21 protein-coding genes and 1 other RNA gene are annotated in these 21,329 nt (G+C 41.2%); 4 read left to right on the forward strand and 18 right to left on the reverse strand.

Annotated elements, in window-relative coordinates; genetic code table 11:
- Window positions 1-360 precede the first annotated feature (360 nt).
- The 6 genes from ACNJYY_RS17850 to ACNJYY_RS17875 form a co-directional block, all read right to left on the reverse strand.
- Complete coding sequence (locus ACNJYY_RS17850) at window positions 361-3,483, reverse strand: MMPL family transporter (RefSeq protein ID WP_416729485.1); 3,123 nt, start codon at window positions 3,481-3,483, stop codon at window positions 361-363.
- A gap of 15 nt (window positions 3,484-3,498) precedes the next feature.
- Complete coding sequence (locus ACNJYY_RS17855) at window positions 3,499-3,951, reverse strand: MarR family winged helix-turn-helix transcriptional regulator (protein WP_191752208.1); 453 nt, start codon at window positions 3,949-3,951, stop codon at window positions 3,499-3,501.
- 177 nt (window positions 3,952-4,128) lie between these two features.
- The gene (locus ACNJYY_RS17860; protein ID WP_416729486.1) at window positions 4,129-4,650 is read right to left on the reverse strand and encodes a DinB family protein; all 522 of its coding nucleotides are present in this window, start codon (window positions 4,648-4,650) and stop codon (window positions 4,129-4,131) included.
- Between the two features lie 390 nt (window positions 4,651-5,040).
- Entirely contained in the window at window positions 5,041-6,054 is a 1,014-nt protein-coding gene (locus ACNJYY_RS17865) for an LLM class flavin-dependent oxidoreductase (RefSeq protein WP_416729487.1), read from the reverse strand.
- A gap of 101 nt (window positions 6,055-6,155) precedes the next feature.
- Window positions 6,156-7,160, reverse strand: a complete 1,005-nt coding sequence (locus tag ACNJYY_RS17870; protein ID WP_416729488.1) for an LLM class flavin-dependent oxidoreductase — start codon at window positions 7,158-7,160, stop codon at window positions 6,156-6,158.
- 117 nt (window positions 7,161-7,277) lie between these two features.
- Window positions 7,278-8,501 carry an EAL and HDOD domain-containing protein gene (locus ACNJYY_RS17875; RefSeq protein WP_416729489.1) on the reverse strand — a complete coding sequence of 408 codons (1,224 nt, stop codon included), beginning with the start codon at window positions 8,499-8,501 and terminating at the stop codon, window positions 7,278-7,280.
- Between the two features lie 217 nt (window positions 8,502-8,718).
- Here ACNJYY_RS17875 and ACNJYY_RS17880 point away from each other — a divergent pair, with 217 nt between their 5' ends.
- On the forward strand, window positions 8,719-9,249 hold the full coding sequence (locus tag ACNJYY_RS17880) for a general stress protein (RefSeq protein ID WP_144698137.1): 531 nt from the start codon (window positions 8,719-8,721) through the stop codon (window positions 9,247-9,249).
- Window positions 9,250-9,266: 17 nt separating this feature from the next.
- Window positions 9,267-9,473, forward strand: coding sequence for a CsbD family protein (locus ACNJYY_RS17885; protein WP_144698135.1), 207 nt, complete (start codon window positions 9,267-9,269; stop codon window positions 9,471-9,473).
- Window positions 9,474-9,522: 49 nt separating this feature from the next.
- Here ACNJYY_RS17885 and ACNJYY_RS17890 read toward each other — a convergent pair whose 3' ends face one another.
- Window positions 9,523-10,359, reverse strand: coding sequence for an undecaprenyl-diphosphate phosphatase (locus ACNJYY_RS17890; RefSeq protein ID WP_416729490.1), 837 nt, complete (start codon window positions 10,357-10,359; stop codon window positions 9,523-9,525).
- 167 nt (window positions 10,360-10,526) lie between these two features.
- Window positions 10,527-11,588: a M42 family metallopeptidase gene (locus ACNJYY_RS17895; RefSeq protein ID WP_416729491.1), complete on the reverse strand. Its 1,062-nt coding sequence runs from the start codon at window positions 11,586-11,588 to the stop codon at window positions 10,527-10,529.
- Window positions 11,589-11,715: 127 nt separating this feature from the next.
- On the opposite strand from ACNJYY_RS17895, the gene ACNJYY_RS17900 reads away from it, so the two are divergent.
- Window positions 11,716-12,123, forward strand: coding sequence for a hypothetical protein (locus ACNJYY_RS17900; RefSeq protein ID WP_416729492.1), 408 nt, complete (start codon window positions 11,716-11,718; stop codon window positions 12,121-12,123).
- Between the two features lie 335 nt (window positions 12,124-12,458).
- Here the strand turns inward: ACNJYY_RS17900 and ssrA are convergent.
- The 9 genes from ssrA to ACNJYY_RS17945 all read right to left on the reverse strand — a co-directional run bounded on the left by ssrA (window position 12,459) and on the right by ACNJYY_RS17945 (window position 19,347).
- Window positions 12,459-12,796, reverse strand: a transfer-messenger RNA (tmRNA) gene (ssrA, locus tag ACNJYY_RS17905).
- 147 nt (window positions 12,797-12,943) lie between these two features.
- Window positions 12,944-13,411 (reverse strand): SsrA-binding protein SmpB, encoded by a 468-nt coding sequence (gene smpB, locus ACNJYY_RS17910; protein WP_197129384.1) that lies wholly within the window; start codon window positions 13,409-13,411, stop codon window positions 12,944-12,946.
- A 104-nt stretch (window positions 13,412-13,515) separates the two neighbouring features.
- Window positions 13,516-15,834, reverse strand: a complete 2,319-nt coding sequence (gene rnr / locus ACNJYY_RS17915) for a ribonuclease R (protein WP_416729493.1) — start codon at window positions 15,832-15,834, stop codon at window positions 13,516-13,518.
- A gap of 32 nt (window positions 15,835-15,866) precedes the next feature.
- Window positions 15,867-16,613, reverse strand: a complete 747-nt coding sequence (locus ACNJYY_RS17920) for an alpha/beta hydrolase (protein ID WP_416729494.1) — start codon at window positions 16,611-16,613, stop codon at window positions 15,867-15,869.
- Window positions 16,614-16,625: 12 nt separating this feature from the next.
- Window positions 16,626-17,315, reverse strand: coding sequence for an alpha/beta hydrolase (locus tag ACNJYY_RS17925; RefSeq protein ID WP_416729495.1), 690 nt, complete (start codon window positions 17,313-17,315; stop codon window positions 16,626-16,628).
- 142 nt (window positions 17,316-17,457) lie between these two features.
- Window positions 17,458-17,697, reverse strand: coding sequence for a preprotein translocase subunit SecG (secG, locus tag ACNJYY_RS17930; protein WP_144698121.1), 240 nt, complete (start codon window positions 17,695-17,697; stop codon window positions 17,458-17,460).
- A gap of 89 nt (window positions 17,698-17,786) precedes the next feature.
- Window positions 17,787-18,119, reverse strand: coding sequence for a hypothetical protein (locus tag ACNJYY_RS17935; protein WP_416729496.1), 333 nt, complete (start codon window positions 18,117-18,119; stop codon window positions 17,787-17,789).
- A gap of 51 nt (window positions 18,120-18,170) precedes the next feature.
- Window positions 18,171-18,425 (reverse strand): hypothetical protein, encoded by a 255-nt coding sequence (locus tag ACNJYY_RS17940; protein WP_416729497.1) that lies wholly within the window; start codon window positions 18,423-18,425, stop codon window positions 18,171-18,173.
- Between the two features lie 220 nt (window positions 18,426-18,645).
- Window positions 18,646-19,347 carry an FHA domain-containing protein gene (locus ACNJYY_RS17945; protein WP_416729498.1) on the reverse strand — a complete coding sequence of 234 codons (702 nt, stop codon included), beginning with the start codon at window positions 19,345-19,347 and terminating at the stop codon, window positions 18,646-18,648.
- Between the two features lie 407 nt (window positions 19,348-19,754).
- On the opposite strand from ACNJYY_RS17945, the gene ACNJYY_RS17950 reads away from it, so the two are divergent.
- On the forward strand, window positions 19,755-19,841 hold the full coding sequence (locus tag ACNJYY_RS17950; RefSeq protein WP_225218726.1) for a putative holin-like toxin: 87 nt from the start codon (window positions 19,755-19,757) through the stop codon (window positions 19,839-19,841).
- Between the two features lie 133 nt (window positions 19,842-19,974).
- Here ACNJYY_RS17950 and eno read toward each other — a convergent pair whose 3' ends face one another.
- Window positions 19,975-21,267, reverse strand: a complete 1,293-nt coding sequence (gene eno, locus ACNJYY_RS17955) for a phosphopyruvate hydratase (protein WP_416729499.1) — start codon at window positions 21,265-21,267, stop codon at window positions 19,975-19,977.
- Between the last annotated feature and the right edge of the window lie 62 nt (window positions 21,268-21,329).

Raw genomic sequence — 21,329 nt, forward strand, 5'->3', positions numbered from 1 at the left:
TTGATTTTCGTTTCAGATGCTCGCTTTCCGCGGGGCAGACGGTGAGCCACATTCGTACGTTACCGTATAAGTGTCTCACCTGCCCGCCTTTAGAGGTTTCTTGCTCCTGCGTCTACAAGCTAATACTACGTAGTAAGCTTCCTCGTCGCATGCCTTGCAAGAAGTATCTCATGCGGTAGGCACACAACTTCCACTACAATCAAAAAGTCAAAGAAGGAATAGAAAAAGACTTAAAAGCAACAATCTTTTAGAACGCATTCAATATAAAAGATTTAAATCAGCATCATTCTAATAAAAAGACAAAAAAAGATGGTTTAAAGTGTCTAATCTTAGAGCACTTTACAACCATCTTTTTATTGCTTAGCTTCGTTTATACGGCCACCAGTTTGCTTCTCCAAAGTTCTTAACGAGAACCGGGATGAGCAATGGCAGAACGACAAATGCGTATAAAAGCAACCCTACTAAGATGATGGACGCGATCTGCAGTAATGAAAGCATTCCCGACGGCATCATCGCAGCAAACGTTCCACCTAAGATGATAACGGCGGAAATGATAACCGTCCCCATCTTTTTCATAGCGAGAAGCATCGCATCTGCAACCGTAAGATCTTTATACTCATTAAATCGATCCATTAAGAAGATGCTGTAATCAACGCCGAGCGCCACGAGGATTACGAATCCAAAGAATGGTACAGCCCAGCTGATTCCTGTATATCCTAATAGGTTTACATAGATGAATTCGTTGATCCCCATTGACGTGTAGTACGTTAAAATGAGTGAACCGATCAAGTAGACAGGCATGATCAAAGAACGGAACAAGAATACAAGAATGATCGAGATACCTACTAGCATGAGCAGAACAGTTCTTGAAAAATCATTGCTAGAAACAGTTTGTAAGTCAGCATTGGAGCTAGTGATTCCCCCCACTGCCACTTTTGCGTTCTCTAGTTCCGTTCCTTTTGTCACTCGATTGATTGCTTCTTTCATCTCATCTACTTCATCTATAGACTCGTTAGAATAAGGGTTGATTCCAAACACAACATCCATCGTCATCGTTTTGCGATCTTCTGATAGATAAGCATCCAGTGCCTGTTCAAAATCCTTACTTTGAAGCACCTCTTCTGGCATATAAAAAGCACTCTTATCTTTTGTTTCGGCTAGGTTGTTCAAATAATCTTGAGCAGAGCCTAAACCATCTGAAACTTGATTCAACCCGTCAGCACTCTGATCTAAGCCAGTCGTTAACTGACTAAACTGTCCACCAAGATCCTCAAATCCTTTTAACAGCTCTTGTTGGCCGTTATTAATACCGTTTAATCCGTTTGTTAGCTTAGGTACATTATCAATGATCTGACCTTGACCGTCAGCTAACTGCCCGAGACCTGATTGAAGTTGATTCGTTCCATCGATCACTTGCTGAAGTCCGCCAATAATGCCTTGTTGGTACCCGTTTATCTCTTGAAATTTACCATTGGCTTGTTGAACGCCAGATGAAACTTGACTCAGCCCATTGTTTAATTGATCTAAGCTGCTTTTGATACCGGGCAATTGATTTTGAGCAGCTTTCACTGTGTTTTTTATCTTCTGATACTCTGCATCGTTTTCCGGAATTTCATAACGGTCTTCCAACGCTTGAAAGTCCTGATCCGTAATGGATGCCAATGCAGTATTCAAAGTTCCTAAGCCTTGCCCTAGCTTTACGTAGTTTGATTGGATCGTTGATAGGTTTGATCCTGCTTGTTCATAGCCTTGCTGAATCTTTTGATAACCAGACAGCAGCTCTTGTTGTTTAGATTTTATCTGTTGTAATCCCTTTTGTGCGTCAGCTGCTCCCATCGTTCCTTTTCGAATGCCATCTTCTATCTTCACCAGATTCTTTTGAATCTCAGTTAAACCAGATTGAGTAGCACTCGTTCCGTCGATAAGCTGCTGAATGCCGTCAGTCGCACCAGTCAGCTGCGGCTCAGATTTTGATAACTCTCCGCTCGCTTCCATAAGCCCACTGCTGATTTTATTGATCCCTTCTTTTCCATCACCAAGGCCATCCTCCAAGCTTTCTGCCTGCTTGTAGACGAAGAAATCTTCAACAGGTTCGCCTGTAGGTCTAGAAACAGATCTTACCGAATCAACATGGTTAACCTTTTCTAGTTCCTGACTAATCTTTTCAGCAAGTTCCATGTATGAAGTCGAGTCCATCTTTTCATCATTTTTTATAACGATGTTGGTTGGCATCGACTCTCCCGCTCCGAAGCTTTTTTCAATCACATTAAACGCTTGGATGGAAGAAACTTCCCCTGAGATTTCCTCTAAAGAGTTAAAGGATAGTTTTCCATCATACGTTACAAGAAATGGTACGCAAATGACCGCAACGAGTATGAGTGACAACAACGGACGTTTTAACGAAAAGTTTCCAGCAACGGCCCAAAGCTTGCTCTCACCATGCTCTGCTTTTTTCTTAGATGGCCAAAAGATCTTCTGACCTAAGACCATCATAAAAAATGGCACGATCGTGAATAGAGCAACTAATAGTATACCTACACCAACCGCGACGGCTGCTGCTGATTGATAGAGAATGAACTGAGAAAATCCGATCGCAGCAAATCCGATCATTACTGCCAAACCGCTAAAGAAAACGGTACGCCCCGCCTGACGATATGTCGCGATGATCGCTTCCGTTTTACTTTCTGTGAGCGTTAATTCTTCTTTATATCGACTTAGCAAAAGAATACAATAATCTGTCCCGATTCCAAACAATACAGCGACTAAAAAGATCTGTGTGTAGTTAGAGATCGGAAAGTCGAACGAATCTACTAACATCGCCACGATCGATTGTGAAGCGAGATATGTCACACCAACGGTTAGCAATGGAATAAGTGGCGCTACGACAGATCTAAATACTAAGAGCAATACACCTAGAATGAATACTACCGTAATGCCTTCTGTCTTTTTAAGTCCCTCTTCAGAACTTTTCACAAGATCTTCGTTGATCATCCAGTTACTTGTGTAATAGTGCTCGACTCTGTTGTCTTCAATCGTTTTATATAGAGCTTCATTCACTTCACTTGGCTCTCGATCGTTCCAAGCGACTTTTATAGACGTTAAGATAGAGTTTCCATCTTTTGATACTAACTGTTTCTCAAGACTTTTTTCGTTAAAATGAGTCAGAATCTCCGTGATTCCTAGCTCTTCTTTATTCTTTTCAAGTAGGCGGATCGCACGTTCAACTTCTTTTTTATCTGCAGCACTAAGCCCTTTTTCATCTGTAAAGACAAGTGCTACAGATGACTCATCTCCACCGCCTTCTTGTTCCTGGACTTCGCTCATAATGTCTGAAGCTAGTGATGATGAATAGCCGTCTGGTACATCGACTTGTCCTTTTTCTCGTACCAGTTCTGCCATATTTGGTGCCGATAACATAAGAACGGCAACGACAGCGACCCATACAACAAGCACAAGCCATTTTTGTTTTAAAATAAACCGCACGATTTCTCCCCCTGCCTATTGTTTTTCCTGAAGTGTCGTTAAGATATTGTTGATCTTTTCGTACGTGTCAATAAACTGTTTAATCTCCTGCTCTTCAAACTGAGTAATAATGGATTCTACCAAGTTATAGATCCTTTCTTCAGTTTTCTTGTAAAGTTCAAGTCCCGCTTCCGTTAATGTGAGATAAACGACGCGGCGATCATTTTGATCTCTCGTTCTCTCGATCAAGTCTTGATCCCACAATTTTGTGATCACAGCTGTAATCGCGCTTTTTTTTACATCAAAAACTTTCGCTAGCTCTGTTGACGTACAGTTCTCTGTCTTGTAGATGTATTTCAATGTATAAAATTGATCATTTGAAAGTTCACTCTGTAGCTGTTCTTTTACAAGGGACTCCCCTTTTTTATGAACCGCAAATGTGAGATCGATATAACGATCAACAAGTTCTTTAATGGATAGTTGTGACATGCAAATCCTCCTGTTGGTTCATTTTTTTAACTGTTCAATCATTGAACTATCTATTTCCAGATTTAGATTACATGGTGGACAAGCAGCTTGTCAATCACTCTGCTATAACTTTTACAGAGATCTGTTTAAACGTAACAAAAAAGACATATCTCTTTAGATATGCCTTCTTCCTCTTTCTTATACGGTTTGGTTTTTTTCTTGTAGTGAATAGAGATAAAAAATATAATCGATCGATGCTCCTTTAAAGCCCAGCTGGTTGACGATTGCAGATAGATGACCTCGGTGGTACGTGCCATGATTTACGATGTGCTGTATAAGATCAGCATAGGTTGAATGAAGTGTTCCAAAGTGTGGATGTTGAACCGTGATATCAGCAGATAAATCTTCATTTCCTCTGATGAAGTTCTCGTAGTCTTCAGACATGGCTTCAAACTTCATCTGCATGTTTTGTAGATCTGCAGCATTTAATTCTTCGTGTAACTGTTTTATGGAGGTAAAAATATCTTCGAATGTTTTCCCTTTAAGTACTTGCAGCCATACATAATCGACTTGATACATGTGAACCAGAGCATCAGCGATCGTTGGAAAAACACTTTCTACCTCTTTTCTATACATTTCGGCTGGGAGTTCTTTTAGTGTGTCAAAGACTCTCTCATTAGCCCAAGCGTTGAATTGGTGAAGCTGCAGCGATTTATCCATCGTTTATACCTCCAAGTTTGTTATTCAAGGTAATCATTTCGATATCGAGTTGTAAAAATCCTTTAAAAATGCAAACAAATGTTCTTTTTTTATGAGAAAGCTGTTTTGAACGTAGTTGATATCCGTGGCTGCTTCCTTTCTGCTGGGCAGGCGGTGAGCCACATTCTGTATGTTTCAAATCTGCAAGCGGGATATACCCAGCTAGGTATCAGAAAGTCTCAACCCTTCAGTTTTCACTCTTAATCCAAAAGTTTTGCGGTTTTATCCACGAGTTATGCTTCTCAATCCAAAAGTTATCCGCGAGTCTACAAACTTCGACAAGCACAGTAACTCAAATACCCCAACAAAAAAGCGCACTCCTTGAAGAGTACGCTGATTACCACAGACATTCTATTTTACGATCTCAGATAACAACTGGAATGAACGCAATCTCGCAGCATGGTCATAGATTTGGCCATTTATGATGACCTCATCTGCCTGTGTTTCGTCCAAGAACGCTTGCAGCTTAGCTTTAACCGTTTCAGGACTACCGATAAAGGATGTACGTAACTGCTGATCGAGTGCCGCTTTTTCATAAGGACTCCAGATGCCGTCCATGCTCTCAACAGGTGGTTTCAACTTTGTTGGGTTTCCACGTACTAAGTTAACGAACTGCTGCTGCAAGGATGTAGCGATTCGTGCTGCTTCCTCATCTGTATCTGCTACAACCACGTTCGCTCCAACCATCGCATACGGTTGCTCAAGTACTTCTGATGGCGTGAACGTATTACGGTATAGCTCTAGAGCAGGAATCGTATTGTCTGGCGAGAAATGACTTGCAAATGCAAACGGCAGTCCTTCTCTGCCTGCCAAACGTGCACTAAATCCGCTTGAACCTAAAAGCCAGATCGGAATATCTTGTCCTTCTCCAGGAACCGCTCTAACTTTCATCGGCGAGTCTGCTCGTTCTGGATCCAGGTACGTACGCAGCTCATCTAATTGATACGGAAAATCATCACCCATGTTGCCGAGATCACGGCGAAGTGCTTGTGCTGTTACCTGGTCCGTCCCTGGTGCTCGGCCGAGTCCAAGGTCAATTCTACCTGGATACAGTGCATCAAGTGTGCCAAATTGTTCAGCAATCACGAGCGGTGCATGGTTTGGAAGCATGATCCCGCCTGAGCCGACCCGAATTTTAGAAGTACCTCCTGCCACATGTCCGATCACTACCGAAGTGGCAGAGCTCGCGATCCCAGGCATGTTATGATGTTCAGCCAGCCAATAACGGTTGTATCCCCATTTTTCAGCATGCTGAGCGAGATCTAACGTATTCTGGAACGACTCAGTTACCGTTCCGCCTTCAACGACCGGTGCAAGGTCAAGGACTGACCATTTTACATCACTTAAACTTTTTTTATTGGACATCGTAACGTCCTCCCTATTTTAAGCAACAAAAAATTAGCTACTATATTTTAATAATTCGCTACTAGTATAACAAGTTTGCTTTCTTAAATAAAAAATACTGCTTATGACGTTGTAGATAGGACATGGTTAGCTATTAATTCGTATGACTTTACTCGGTCCTCATAAGAGTGAGTAATCGTCACAATCATTATTTCATCTGCTTTATACGTTTCTTGAATTCTATATAGTTCTTTCTGTACCTCTTGCGGGTTGCCGATAATCATTTTTCTTTTCGCTTCAGATATGAAGTGTTTCCGTTCTTCTATAGAAAAAGAACGATGAGCTTCATCTATCGTTGGAACGCCATTTCCTTCACCAGAAACATTCTGTTTTTTCCAAAGAATGCCTGGTAATGCGATTTCCTCAGCCTGATCTGTTGTCTCTGCACAGATCACAGACACAGCAACAATCGTATTTGCTTTTTTTAAGGAGACACTAGGTTTGAACGTTTTTTGATAAGAGGCTACAATCTCGTGTCCTATTTTTTCACTCATAAAATGACCGAACGCATAAGCTGTTCCATACTCAGAAGCTAGATCCGCACTTCTTTGGCTTGTTCCGAGAATCCATGGAAAGGGTGTTATATCAGGGACTGGAGACGGCTGTATTTTAGAAAACATATCGTCTTCTGGAAAATCGTTACGCAAAAAATGCAGCAGTTGTTCAGTCAATTCAGGAACTTTTCGAACATTCTCCAGATAATTGCCCGAAAGAGCGATTGAAGCTTCTGCCGATCCTCCAGGAGCACGACCGATACCCAGATCAATTCTATCCGGAAAAAGTGTAGCGAGCATGTTATACGTTTCCGCAACTCTGTATGGTTTATAATGCGGTAAAAGCACAGCTCCTGCCCCGAGACGTATCTTATTTGTGTTTGCTCCAATATAGCTCAGCATCACTTCTGGTGCTGAACAAGATAAGCCGCTAAAGTTATGATGTTCCGCGATCCAATAACGTGTATAGCCAAGCTTTTCTCCCTCTACTGCCAGTTGCATAGAAGCTTGAAGAGCATCTTGTGCACGTTTACCGGATGAGATTGGGGATTGATCGAGTATGCTTAATTTCATCGCCTACCTCCTCCTATACATGTTTGTATTTTACTCCAAAGTCTCATTCTTTACTTTCTTGGGGATTTTCAAATAAAAAAAAGAACCCCAATTTGAGGTTCTTGTCTCCTAATAATGCTAGACTTTCACTTCTGTATCCGCCTTTACAAATTGATCAGCAGATAATGTACTTGCTCGGTAATGCGTATAGAGCTCAGCTTCTGTTAGATTCATCGTGCTGCATATCGACTGAATTTCCAGCCATGAACCTCTCTCCAAACCTTGTACAATATTTAATGCAAGATTATAGGAAGCCTTGTTGCCTAAAAGAGCTTCAGCCAGTTCGTTCGTTATCGGAAGATCAGCGATCACATCTTTCATGTCTTTACTGAGCAAAGTGTCTATAAGAGAAAACATTCCGAACATGTAGAGATGATTTTTGGATACACCTACGTATTTGGCGATGCGTTCAAAAAAGAATGCGCGCGTAAGACTCATCTTTACAATTTCTAATCCATTATCAACTCTGTTCAAGCTCGACATCATCAAGATCATGACGAGCTTTTTGATCTCATATAGTCCGACTAAGACGACAGCTTGTTTGATCGTTGTGATCTTACTTTTAAAAAAGTAAGTACCAGAATTCATCACTTTTAAAAGCTTATAAGAAAGTGAGAGATCTCGCTGGATCAAGCTGCTGATCTCATGAATGTCCGGATCTGAACTGTTCAATTTTTCTAATAGCAAAAGATAGTTCGTTGGAATAGGAGCGATATCCTTTCCTTGCAATATGACGGGTCTGCTAAAGAAATAGCCTTGAAAGTACTCAAATCCAAGCTCTTTAGCTTCTTCAAATTGGTCACGCCTTTCAATCTTTTCTGCTAGAAATGTAATCTGCTCGCGGTACGTTTCAATCATGCTCTTCATTTCTTGAACGTCCATTAACAAATAATCTACTTTAATAATATCGATATATGGAAGCACTCTATTCAAGTTGCGGTTTACCGATACATCATCGAGCGCAATAATATATCCTTTACTCTTCAACTCTTTACAGACCTCAAGCACTTCGTCCGTTAAGCGGACATCCTCCAAGATCTCGACGACGATATATTGAGGTGAAATATACGTTGGAATCCTATTTAACAACAGATTTTCCGTAAAGTTGATAAAACATTTCTTGCGTTCTCCGACTTCTTTAATCCCGATTCCAGCAAAACTGTTCACCATAACATCAATCGTTGCACTATCATGATCCAACCCATCATATCTATTGTTCTCACTGTTTCTATATAAAAGTTCATAAGCAACAACGTTCTCATTTTTGTCTAGGATCGGTTGTCTGCCAATAAAAATATCCATTTCAATCCCCATTCACATTCAATAATCTTTTTTCCTTTATATAGACATCAAACCATAAATTGTAAACAAGCACAATATGTGTATTAGTGTTAAATACTTCCAAATATTACATTAAATCTTTTTGTATACTTTTGTCGAACCTGCAGTATCATGTTTCATCTTAACCGGCAGTGGGAACACAAACTACGTACTAATCTTCTACAAAAGGAGGAAATCGATGGATACTCATGGTAAAGTAGTTGGCGTTTTCCGTTCAGAAGATGATGCGATCGATGCCATTAAAAAACTGAGAGAAGAAGGTTATGGTGACAATGAAATCTCAGTGATCGCAAAAGACAAAAAAGAAGTTAAACACATTCAAGAAGAAACCGGCTCAAAAGCTCCTGAAGGGGCTGCCACAGGAATGGCTACAGGTGGCATTCTTGGAGGACTTGGCGGGTTATTGTTAGGTGCAGGTGCACTTGCTATTCCAGGAATCGGACCAATCGTAGCAGCAGGACCCATTGCTGCAGCACTCGGTGGAGCAGCTGTAGGAGCTGGAGCAGGTGGAATTGTCGGAGCTCTTGTAGGATTAGGAATTCCTGAAAATGAAGCAAAAGAATACGAACAATCAGTGGAAGCCGGGGACATTCTCGTTCTCGTCGACACGAATGAAGTAAGCCGACATAGACAAGTTAATGATACATTCCGTACGTACCGTTCTACAAATGCACATCGTTATGAAGATTCATATTCCAATAAATATTAAAAGGAGGATGATTCAACATGAAAAACGATACAATGGAAGGCAAATGGAAACAGTTCAAAGGTGAAGCGAAGAAACAATGGGGCAACCTAACAGATGATGATTACGATCAAGCACAGGGTGACCGTGAAAAGATGATCGGAAAGATTCAAGAGAGACACGGAAGAAAACGGGAAGAAGCTGAACGTGAATACGACGATTGGTATAGCAGAATGGAGCAATATTAAAAATAGCAGAACCCCCACTAAATCAGTATTTAGTGGGGGTTCTTTTGCATTACATGATAACAAAAAAGATAACAGCTACTAGCACTAAGCGATAGATCGCGAATGGTGTTAGTTTAACTTTTTCAATAACGTTTAAGAAGAAGCGGATCGATAACATAGCGAATACGAACGCACTGATGAATCCAACTACAAAGAACGGCATAGCGTCCATACTAAAATATTCTAAGTTCTTTAATAGGGAGATACCACTCGCACCTGCCATGATCGGAACAGCCATAATGAATGTAAAGTCAGCAGCAGCACGGTGGCTAAGCCCTAGAAGGACACCACCTGAAATCGTAGCACCAGATCGGGAAAATCCTGGCCAAAGTGATAAACACTGAATCAATCCGATAGAGAAAGCTTGCTTGTACGTAATCTTATCCACTGTATCAATAACAGGGTTTTGATTTTTAGCAGCAAATCGATCGGCAAAAATCATAAGAACTGCACCAATCGCGAGTCCTATAAGCACTGTGTTTGTCGTGAAAAGGTACTCGTCGATATAATCTTCGAACAACAATCCAAGAACACCTGCAGGCAAAAGACCTACGATGACTTGTGTTAATTTTAAACGGCTGCCCGTAATTTCATTTGTTGCTTTGTTTCTGCTAAGTCCAAGCATGTCGATGAAACGCTGTCTAAAGACAACAATTACGGCCAATATCGAACCGAGCTGGATGACAACTTTAAATGTATTTGCCGGGTACTTACCTAAAAAGTCTTGTGATTTTAACCACATGTCATCGACAAGAATCATATGTCCTGTAGACGATACAGGAGCAAACTCCGTCAAACCTTCAACGATCCCTAGAATAAGGGCTTTTAATAACAATAGGATGTCCATAAAAATTACTGATCTCCTTTAACAACTTATAATCTCATCTCTATATAATAGACGTTTTTCTATGATTAGCAAAGAATGATGTAAAACTTTTTATAACACTGTAACATATTGCGACAAAGTGAGAAACCTCGTCGGAATGAAATCCAACGAGGTTTTTGAGGTAGTTTTTAGTAATCCAAAAGTGAATGAAGTTTTTCTTTATCTAAAACCTTCACCAGCTCTACTAGAAGCTTTGCGCTATTTTCTAGGTCGCTTTTACTGATCATAGAGGTATGGCTATGAATGTAGCGAGCTGCCACTCCCACCACAAGGCTTGGAATTCCCTTTTTGAAAAGATGGAACTTACCCGCATCCGTTCCTCCGCCAAGCATCACGTCTACTTGATAAGGTATGTTATGTTTCTCTGCTACTTCTATGATAAAGTCTCGAAAACCGGTATGCGGAATCATGGATGAGTCAAGGAATGTAATGAGCGGCCCTTTTCCGAGCTTCGCCTTGTTAGCATTCCCACCAGGACCATCTTCTGCAACTCCTACATCCAGTGCGATCGCAACATCTGGCTCCATGATCGCAGGTGCCGTAATCGCTCCCCTTAGTCCTACCTCTTCTTGAACAGTCGCGCCACAATACACAGTGTTAGGATGAGTGACGTTTTGAAGCTGCTCTAGAACCTGAAGCGCTGTATAGCAGCCTGCTCGATTGTCGAGTGCTTTTGCAAGAATCGTATCACCGTCGGGCATCAATTCAAATGGGCATATTGGCAGGATTGGATCGCCTACTCTAATCCCCCACTCCTTCACCTGGTCCTTATCCTTCGCACCAATATCAATAAACATCTCTTTCATCGGATAAACCCGGTTTCGTTCATCCGGCGTTAAGATATGAGGCGCTTTTGATCCAACGACCCCAGTGAACGTTTTACTTTTCGTCTGAACGTGTACACGTTGCGCGAGAAGAACTTGTGACCACCAGCCTCCTAATGGAACGAAGCGCAAATAACCTTGCTCTGTGACCTCACTGACCATGAAACCGACTTCGTCCATGTGACCTGCAAGAAGTATTTTAGGACCGTCATTCGTAGATCCGTGTTTTTCACCAAATACACTACCGATGTGATCGTTCATAAGCGTAGCACCTGTTTTGCTGATCTCGCGTTTCATAATCTCTCGGATCGCTTTTTCAAAACCAGGAGCACCATTGGTTTCGGTTAACTCTTTTAATAAGTCCATTATTTTTTCACCTTCCTATTTTATAGGATGGGGAAAATATAAATATTTATTACCAAAACTTTTATTAACTAAAAAGGGAACGTTTGTTCGATTTTCATGATACAATAAAAGGAAAAAGGTGAATATTATGAAAAAATTGGAAGCCTCTTATATAGCAGGGGTTATTGACGGAGAAGGGAGTATCATGCTGACAAGAATGCATAAAAACGAATTTAGAAGACCCTGTATCTCAATTGCATCGACCGACTTGGAGCTATTACAATATGTTCAATCACACACTGGAGGTATATTAGTTTGTAAAAAGAATTACTATCCTTTAATGCATAAGAAGTCATTTACTTTGACTATCAAAAAGAAAGACATTGTTTTTTATCTCTTGAATCAGATAGTACCTTTTTTAAGAATTCATAAGAAGAGGAAAAGAGCTCTTTTCATTCTTAAAGAATATAATAACGTTACCTCTCGAAATGGTAAATATACACCTGAGTTATTGAATCAGAAGTTATTATTTGAGAAGAGATTTTTTGAATTATAACAAAAAAGACCAGCATAAACTGCTGATCTGTTATCCACCTATGTATGGTGGAGACGGTGGGACATGTTATTCCATGCTTTCGTCATGGCACTGACTATATCTTGAACCTGAAAATTCCAGGTCCTTCGGCGTATTATACGAAACATAAATTTACTTGAGACCAAGCAGAATTTCGTATCTTAGTACTACCAGAATGGCAGCCTATAAGTCGATACACGGCTGTTGGATTGCTCCACATACCGCTCGGCATTGCCTTGCAACGATAAATGTTGGTTAGGTTTCACCGATAAAGCCGAATTATCACTTATGTGTTACCACATAAGGCGACTAAATATTAATCGAACCCACGTCCAAAGATATTGGCACTTAAGCTTCTACGAGTGTAGTCGGTTTATTCGCGTTTCGCGGATCCGTCTGCCAGCCGACAGGCGCCTGGACCGCTAGCCTGATTATTCTCTTCCATCGTCCTCAGGCGGAGGACAACCGGCGTAGCCCACTAAGAGTGAGTCCCTTACCCTACCACATGGGCGATGGAGGGAGGAACAGCTAAAGTGCTATTACGCAGCTAAAGCTAAGTTGTTGTTTTGTTTGCCAGTTATTGGCTGTGGCGTTTTAACGAGGCCGACCCCCTCGACTCGCAACTTAAGCTCAAACTACCCCTGTCGAATCCGTAACGTCCCCATATAAAATGGTAAGCAGAAACTTAATTCTGCCGAACCTCGGAAAGAGATAAAAGCTCAATCGCTTCTATTCACTTGTGTACTCAGTATAACATTTTTACTTCATCGTCTCAATTGTAACATCCTGTAAAAGGAACCAATTAATCTTTTTGGCGATCTCGGAATGCACGTTCGATCTCTCGCTTTGCATCCTTCTTCTTCAGATCGTCACGCTTATCGTAATGCTTCTTACCTTTAGCAAGTCCGATCAAAAGCTTTGCAAAACCATTCTTCAGATACATCTTCAAAGGAACGATGGAATAACCTTGTTCTTTTGTTGCACCTAACAGCTTATTGATCTCTTTGCGGTGTAAAAGCAGCTTACGCGTACGAAGTGGATCATGGTTGTACCGATTTCCTTGCTCGTATGTGCTAATGTGCATGTTGTGTAGGAACAACTCGCCATTTTGCACACGTGCGAAAGAATCTTTTAGATTAGCCCTGCCTGCGCGAATGGATTTGATCTCCGTGCCCTGAAGGACAATTCCTGCTTCAAATGTTTCTTCGACGTGGTAATCGTGCCGCGCTTTCTTATTCTGTGCGACTACTTTCCCTTCTCCTTTTGGCATGTAAAATTCAATCCTCCCCACAGCAAGTGAAGTTTAATTATATCAATATGGTCAAATAACGTCAAGGTCCACCATCGAAGATGAACCTTGACTGAACTTGCTCATTATTTCTTCTTTTTCTTGCCTTTTTTCTTAGCTACTGGTTTATAGAAAGGCTTTTTCTTCCCTTTCTTTGAATCTTGAGGACCGCTTGAACGCTCAGATTCACTTGTGCGGTTCTTGCTTCTTCTTCCTCGTCCGCGTTTTGGTGTATCTCCAATGTCGATCACTTTTTGGCGATCTTTAAAGCGTTTACGAGGTGTTCCTTTCATTCCGACGATTTCGAAATCGATCGCACGCTCATCTACATTTACGTTCGCAACTCGAATGGAAATTTCATCACCGATTCGGAATACGTTACCTGTCCGCTCACCGATCATCGCCATAAACTTCTCATCGAACCGGTAATAATCGTCTGTTAGATAGCTAACGTGTACGAGACCTTCAATCGTGTTAGGAAGTTCAACGAACAATCCAAAGTTCGTTACAGAGCTGATCACGCCGTCAAACTCTTCACCGATCTTATCGAGCATGAACTGTGATTTTTTCAGCTCATCTGTTTCGCGTTCCGCATCAACAGCACGGCGTTCCATTGCGGATGAATGCTTTGCGATCCCAGGAAGTTCTGCTTTCCAATGACTGACTGTTTTTGGACCTGTGTCTTTTTTAAACAGATACGTACGGATGAGGCGATGTACGATTAAGTCTGGGTAACGACGGATCGGTGATGTGAAATGCGTATAGAACTCAGTCGCCAGTCCGTAGTGACCCAGTGACATATGATCGTACTTCGCTTGCTTCATAGATCGAAGCATGATTTTTGAGATCACCATTTCCTCTGGTTCGCCTTTTACGGTCTCCAAAAGCTGTTGAAGGCTGCGCGGGTGAATATCGCTCGCGGTACCCTTTAACGCATAACCAAACATACCGATGAACTCTAAGAAACGCTCTAATTTCCCCTCATCAGGGTCTTCATGGATTCGGTACATGAACGGAAGCTCGAGTTCATGGAAATGCTGTGCAACCGTCTCATTGGCACATAGCATAAATTCTTCGATCAGTTTTTCTGCAACCGATCTCTCGCGAAGAACAACATCCTGTGGGTCGCTGTTTTCGTCTACGAGTACTTTTGCTTCAGAGAAATCGAAGTCAATCGCACCGCGCGCAAAACGTTTTTTGCGAAGAACTTCCGCAAGCTCTCCCATTAACTTAAAGAATGGAATAAGGGATTCATACTTCTTGTTGACTTCCTCATCCTCATCCTGCAAAATTTTACGAACATCTGTATACGTCATTCGCTCTGTTGTTTTGATCACACTTGGGAAGATTTCGTGTTTAATGACTTCCCCATCATGGTTGATCTCCATCTCACATGAGATCGTTAAACGATCAACTTTCGGGTTCAATGAACAGATTCCATTTGATAAACGATGTGGGATCATCGGGATAACACGATCGACTAAGTACACACTCGTACCACGTTCTTGCGCTTCTTTATCAATTGGAGAATCTTCAGTTACATAGTGCGTAACATCTGCGATATGTACACCAAGCTTATAATGGCCATTCGGCAGCTTGATCACATGAACCGCATCATCCAAGTCTTTTGCGTCTGCTCCATCAATCGTTACGATGGTTTCGTTTCGAAGATCGCGACGTCCTTCAATATCTTTCGGATCGATCTCATCTGGTGTGTTATGAGCTTGCTCAAGTGCTTCAACCGGAAACTCTCTTGGCAGTCCATGTTTGAAGATAACAGAGATGATATCCACACCTGGATCGTTCTTATGTCCGATAATGTGAATGATCTCTCCTTCGGCACTATTTCTGCCTTCAGGGTATTTTGTGATCTTCACAAGAACCTTATGTCCTTCTACAGCTCCGTTAACGCCGTCTGCAGGGATAAAGATGTCGTTTGGGATCCGTTTATCATCAGCAACAACAAAACCGAATTTACGGCTCTCCTGGAACGTTCCGACGACCTCTGTAACACCTCGTTCCAAAATACGAATGATCGTGCCTTCAGGACGTGATCCTGAAGATGTTTGGTTTAAGCGCACGAGCACCGTGTCTCCACTCATTGCACCATTCATATCAGATTGTGAGATATACACATCTTTTTGTTCAGATTCTTCAGGGATAAGGAACGCAAAGCCTTTTGCGTGACCTTGAACACGGCCTTTGATCAGGCTCATCTTTTCTGGTAATCCATAACGGTTCGTACGTGTTCGAACGACAGATCCTTCATCTTCTAATTCATTAAGTGTTAAAACCAGTTTCTTGAAAGCTTCAGCGTCAGGAAGTTGAAGAGCTTCTTCAATCTCTGTTACTGTCATCGGTTTTTCCGATTCTTTCATGAGCTGGAGTATTTGCAGTTTATCCAAAAACTGACCTCCTTTTTAAGGAAAAAAAGGTTCTATTCTGACCAATCAAGGTCTTCTAAGAAAGCATAAACATCTTCATGCAGCTGTTCTTTTTCCTTGTCTAATGTAATAACGTGTGATGAGTTTTCATACCACTTTAAATCTTTCGTTTCACTCTCTACTTCATCATAGATAATATTTGCAGAATCAGTGTTTATCATTTCATCATTTCTAGCCTGCACAACAAACGTAGGTGCGTATACGAGATCTACCGAATTTCTTACACTTTGAATAAGATCTTGAAGAGCTTTTAACGTATCCATCGGTGTTTTTTTGAATTCTTCCATCTCTTCTTGAATCTGTTCTGCTGATTTCTGTTCACGCTTTTTATATTCTTCAGCGTACGCACAAACCCCTTTATACATCACTTCTTCACTCTTGATAGACATGGGTGCGCACATCGGAATAACTGCTTTCACAGGATGTTCAGTAGCAAGTTTTAAAGAGAATACGCCACCTAACGAAAGACCGCAAACAGCAATCTCGTCGTAGCCTTTTTCTATTAAATGATTGTAGCCGCCAATCACATCTTCCCACCAGTCTTTGGGCCCTGTGTGTACTAGTTCTTCAGGGGGGACGGCATGTCCTTTATACTGAGGGGCGTGACATGTATAGCCCTTCTTCTGCAGAAATCTCCCCATCATTCGTACATCTGCTGAACTGCCCGTGAACCCATGAAGCATTAAGACTGCCCGTTTTCCTCCTTCAAAGAAAAACGGTTTTGGTGCTGCGATTTTCATGTTGTACCTCTCCTATTCATTCGTTAAAAATTGATATACTTCTTGAATTAAGTCATCTTTCTCTACATCATGACAGATCATGTGCTTTGATTCTTTAAAATAACAAAGACGTTTGTTAGATGCTGCTATCGCTTTATATAAATATTCAGCACTTCTTCTCGGAACAAGGCCATCACATTCTCCTTGAACGATTAAAGTTGGTGCCGAGACTTGTGAGAATTCAGGTTTGATCATCCTTACAAGCTTTTGAAACTCTCTCGTTGCACTGAGAGGTGTATCAAGGAACTTTTTTCGATACCTTTTATATAATTCATGATCTCTTAGTTGACCGTTCAGACCAGAGACCATCATATTGGCTATATCTTTAATCATCTGAGCGGGGTTAAGATAGTAGGCACTTGCATTCAACAGAATTAATTTGTCGCACCCGTACTTTGAAGCGAGATACCCTGCGATCATTCCACCCATTGAAAAGCCGACAATATAGATCTGTTCAACTTTTTCTCGCAGCTCCAAATAGGCATTTTCAGCTTCTTGAAGCCATTCTGTATGTGTTCTACCTCTTAATGAGAGCTCAGTTCCGTGACCAGGATAAGTGGGCACAGATAACAACCAATCTGTATGCTTCTCAAGATATTCTGTAATTGGCTCGATTTCATAAGGTCCGCCTGTGAACCCATGCAAACAAAGACACCCGATCATGCTACCACCTTTTTTGTCTATAGGTTACCCTTTTATCCCCGTATCAAATCATATCACAACCACTCTCATAAAGGTTATGCGGTGTTTCTACAGACAAAAAAAACAACAAGCAGTAAATATGCTTGTTGTTTTTGACAGTTCTTTAGTTCATGGGAATAAAGTATGCTACTGAAATCGTTAGAATGAAGAACAACACTGCAAGAATGATCGTTAACTTACTTAGCAATGCGTCGATTCCACGTGCTTTTTGTTTACCAAAAAGCTGTTCAGCTCCACCTGTAATCGCACCTGATAATCCTGCCGAACGACCTGATTGAAGAACAACGACAACGATTAATGCGATCGATACTAAAATAAGAAGGATTTTTGCTGCTGTTAGCATGTATGTTACACCTCCACCGTTCCACGTTACATTACCCTAAATGTACCATAACTTGAAGGGACGAGGCAAAGCTTTTTTCAGAACCTTCATTAATTTGTTCCTGAATAGTTGATATCAAATTCTTTATGAAAAATATAGAGGCGAACCGCTCTAATGACATTCAGTCTTTTGTTTAACATCCCTACTACTTGAACGGTAGCTCCTGGCTGGACGGCTTCGTCTGGCGCGATATCAAGCGTCTTGTCTCCATCGAGCAGCTCTGTCTTAGCATCTAGTTTTACTTTCATCACGGTTTTTTTATGAGAGATGGTAAATACTTGGCCATGGGTTTCTTTCACTTTTCCAATAAAGCTGATCGGATTCAAATTTTCCAGTTTGTTATCTGCACCATCCGAAGATTCTTGTTTAAGTGGTTGCATCATAAACATCCCCTCTTCGTAATAATGGGGACATCCCCCATATTCATTTTACTGTTACTTGTTCAGTTTTATGTCTGTTTCTAGTGGTGTGTCTTTTTTGGACGAGTAGTAGTTATCATTGAAAATGGATTTTTTGATTACAACATCTTCATAGGTCTCAGATTTCAAACGAGCTTTCTCACCATTTGTAATCTGCAGGTCATAGGTTCGTATATATAGAATCGTAAATAATAGAATGATAAATGCCCGGATTAATCGAAACCGAAATGATCTTCCTCTTCGATCCCGTCTAGTTTCCTCTACCCTCATTTTTTCTTCACCACACCTATTTAAAAGAAACAACTAAGTTAAAAAGGAGTTTTTTCCTTTTATTTAATTTACTCTCTTTTTGTCTAGTCTAAAATGGATTTATCATGACTCTTTCCTCATACGGAAATGATAAGGTTCTGAAAACTCAAAGGGATTTTTTAGAATTAAAAAAGTCTATCAGAACGATTGTGTTCTAACAGACTCTAGGGAGTATTCCTATTTAATTAATTTGCAGCATGTATCCATAACGAGGAACGGTAACGATCGAATCACCATATGGACCAAGCTTCTTTCTGAGACGGTAGACAAGAGCATTGATCTCATCGTTTCCAACGTCAGGGATGTCGTTCGAACCAGCAACCATTCGCTCTGGCCATATTTGAATCTTTATTTCGTCACTGCTGACTGCCTGATTCTTTTTTCGATACAAAAACACAAGAAGATCGGTGTGTTTTCCTGAGAGAAATAAAGGCTCTCCATCAATCGAGATCTGGCGGCGTTCAGGAATGATATGCAACCCACTCGTGATCTGTGATTCTGCAGGTTGAATAGGTGAAGTGAATTCCATCGTAAGATCTGATTGATCTGCTTCAGTATTCAGATAGGTTAACAGAATAACTCCTTTTGCTAAGCTGATCACATCTCCAGATTGAAGCTGTTTTGGCATATGTGGTTCGAGAAGCTGATTATTGAGCTCCGTTCCGTGCTTTGAATCTAGATCACGAATAAAAGATACCCCGTCTTGCATGTAAATCTCTGCATGCTTTCGGGAAACGTATGGACTTATAAATGACACATCTGTTTCGTTCGTTTGAGAAGAACGGCCGAAGACAAGTGCTTCTCCCTCAGGTTTCAATGGCATGAGGCTCCCCGTGTCATAAGGATCCCCAGCTTCTACGCGTATGTATAAACTATCATTCATCAAAAATTCCCCCGTACATCAAGCAAGTACTTGTTATAAGCATTTTAAATGATTTTCATTAAAAATAGAAGGATTATGAGATTTTGTGAGAAATTCGGTATGAGCTGTGTTAGATATTTGGTGATTACAGAAACCGGGAACGCTATTGAAGGATTCTAGTGACATTGAAATTCTGAGAAGGTCGTGAAGGTCTCGAATCGCTCACAAAATCCTGGAATCGCTCATATAACTTTTGAATCTCACAAAACTTTTGAATCGCTACAACCCCCATGAAATCACTTTATGTAATTAATCATGAAATCCTTTAAGCAATAAAGACAAGCCTTATTACCTATCTTTCTCTTTTTAGGTATAGGACAACCCTGCTTTTACGAATCTTAAGGGTAACACGATTGGAGGGATCAAAAATGACTGTTTTTGAAACGATGTCGCTCATGATCAGTTTCTCGATGCTCATTGTTACTATCCTTCATTCTAACAATCGCTCTCGATAAGCAGCAGAGTTGGCTTAATCCCCTTTAAATGAAGACAGCCCCCGGATTAGCGCTTATCGTGCTTGATCCGGGGGCTTGTCTTTTTCACAAAGACAAAATGGCGAGTTTGTCTTTGTGTGGGGTCAGACCCCAATTATTTTTTTAGGTTGTAGAATGCGTTCATTCCTGGGTATACAGCTAGGTTGCCTAGCTCGTCTTCGATGCGAAGAAGCTGGTTGTACTTCGCAACACGGTCTGTACGAGAAGGAGCACCTGTTTTGATTTGTCCAGCGTTTGTCGCTACAGCGATGTCAGCGATCGTGCTGTCTTCAGATTCACCAGAACGGTGAGAGATAACTGCTGTGTAACCAGCACGTTTAGCCATTTCGATCGCGTCGAACGTTTCAGTCAACGTACCGATTTGGTTAACTTTGATAAGGATCGAGTTACCGATTCCTTTTTCGATACCTTCAGAAAGCTTAGTCGTGTTTGTTACGAATAAGTCGTCACCAACAAGCTGTACACGGTCACCGATACGCTCTGTTAATAGCTTGAAGCCATCCCAGTCGTTCTCGTCAAGACCGTCTTCGATTGAAACGATCGGATATTTGCTAGCAAGATCTTCGTAGAATGCAACCATCTCTTCAGAAGTCTTAACAACACCTTCACCAGAAAGGTGGTATTTTCCGTCTTCTTTGTTGAACAATTCAGAAGCAGCAACGTCCATTGCAAGGCGAACTTCTTCACCTGGCTTGTAACCTGCTTTTTCGATCGCTTCCATGATTGTTTGAAGAGCTTCTTCGTTTGAACCAAGGTTTGGAGCGAATCCACCTTCGTCACCTACAGCTGTGTTCAATCCTTTTTCTTTAAGAACTGCTTTTAAGCTGTGGAAGATTTCAGTACCCATGCGAAGTGCTTCAGGGAAGCTTTCAGCACCAACAGGCATAACCATGAATTCTTGAATGTCTACGTTGTTATCCGCGTGCTCTCCACCGTTTAAGATGTTCATCATTGGAACTGGAAGAGTTTTAGAGTTGAATCCTCCAAGGTACATGTAAAGAGGTACGTTTAAGAAATCAGCAGCAGCATGTGCAACAGCCATAGAAACACCAAGGATTGCGTTAGCGCCTAGTTTACCTTTGTTTTCAGTACCATCAAGCTCGATCAACGTTTGGTCGATTCCGACTTGGTCTAGTACGTCAAAGCCGATAAGTTCTGGAGCGATGTTTTCGTTTACGTTGTTAACTGCATTAAGTACACCTTTTCCAAGGTAGCGCTCTTTGTCACCATCACGAAGCTCAACTGCTTCGTATTCACCTGTAGAAGCACCAGATGGAACGATTGCGCGTCCAAAAGCACCTGATTCTGTATAAACTTCTACTTCAACTGTTGGGTTACCGCGAGAATCTAGAACTTCGCGAGCGTAAATTTCAATAATAGCTGACATAATTGTCTCTCCTTTTAAAAGAAAATGTAATTTGAGAATAAGGCATTTTCGGCATTATGCAC

The sequence above is a fragment of the Fictibacillus tiangongensis genome, from assembly GCF_048083785.1.
Taxonomy (GTDB): Bacteria; Bacillota; Bacilli; order Bacillales; family Fictibacillaceae; genus Fictibacillus.

Excerpts from the sequence above, each read along its gene's own strand:
- ACNJYY_RS17855 (WP_191752208.1), bottom strand. The coding sequence starts at position 3,951 with ATGTCACAACTATCCATTAAAGAACTTGTTGATCGTTATATCGATCTC.
- ACNJYY_RS17860 (WP_416729486.1), bottom strand. The coding sequence starts at position 4,650 with ATGGATAAATCGCTGCAGCTTCACCAATTCAACGCTTGGGCTAATGAG.
- ACNJYY_RS17865 (WP_416729487.1), bottom strand. The coding sequence starts at position 6,054 with ATGTCCAATAAAAAAAGTTTAAGTGATGTAAAATGGTCAGTCCTTGAC.
- ACNJYY_RS17870 (WP_416729488.1), bottom strand. The coding sequence starts at position 7,160 with ATGAAATTAAGCATACTCGATCAATCCCCAATCTCATCCGGTAAACGT.
- ACNJYY_RS17875 (WP_416729489.1), bottom strand. The coding sequence starts at position 8,501 with ATGGATATTTTTATTGGCAGACAACCGATCCTAGACAAAAATGAGAAC.
- ACNJYY_RS17880 (WP_144698137.1), top strand. The coding sequence starts at position 8,719 with ATGGATACTCATGGTAAAGTAGTTGGCGTTTTCCGTTCAGAAGATGAT.
- ACNJYY_RS17885 (WP_144698135.1), top strand. The coding sequence starts at position 9,267 with ATGAAAAACGATACAATGGAAGGCAAATGGAAACAGTTCAAAGGTGAA.
- ACNJYY_RS17890 (WP_416729490.1), bottom strand. The coding sequence starts at position 10,359 with ATGGACATCCTATTGTTATTAAAAGCCCTTATTCTAGGGATCGTTGAA.
- ACNJYY_RS17895 (WP_416729491.1), bottom strand. The coding sequence starts at position 11,588 with ATGGACTTATTAAAAGAGTTAACCGAAACCAATGGTGCTCCTGGTTTT.
- ACNJYY_RS17900 (WP_416729492.1), top strand. The coding sequence starts at position 11,716 with ATGAAAAAATTGGAAGCCTCTTATATAGCAGGGGTTATTGACGGAGAA.
- smpB (WP_197129384.1), bottom strand. The coding sequence starts at position 13,411 with ATGCCAAAAGGAGAAGGGAAAGTAGTCGCACAGAATAAGAAAGCGCGG.
- ACNJYY_RS17920 (WP_416729494.1), bottom strand. The coding sequence starts at position 16,613 with ATGAAAATCGCAGCACCAAAACCGTTTTTCTTTGAAGGAGGAAAACGG.
- ACNJYY_RS17925 (WP_416729495.1), bottom strand. The coding sequence starts at position 17,315 with ATGATCGGGTGTCTTTGTTTGCATGGGTTCACAGGCGGACCTTATGAA.
- secG (WP_144698121.1), bottom strand. The coding sequence starts at position 17,697 with ATGCTAACAGCAGCAAAAATCCTTCTTATTTTAGTATCGATCGCATTA.
- ACNJYY_RS17935 (WP_416729496.1), bottom strand. The coding sequence starts at position 18,119 with ATGATGCAACCACTTAAACAAGAATCTTCGGATGGTGCAGATAACAAA.
- ACNJYY_RS17940 (WP_416729497.1), bottom strand. The coding sequence starts at position 18,425 with ATGAGGGTAGAGGAAACTAGACGGGATCGAAGAGGAAGATCATTTCGG.
- ACNJYY_RS17945 (WP_416729498.1), bottom strand. The coding sequence starts at position 19,347 with ATGAATGATAGTTTATACATACGCGTAGAAGCTGGGGATCCTTATGAC.
- ACNJYY_RS17950 (WP_225218726.1), top strand. The coding sequence starts at position 19,755 with ATGACTGTTTTTGAAACGATGTCGCTCATGATCAGTTTCTCGATGCTC.
- eno (WP_416729499.1), bottom strand. The coding sequence starts at position 21,267 with ATGTCAGCTATTATTGAAATTTACGCTCGCGAAGTTCTAGATTCTCGC.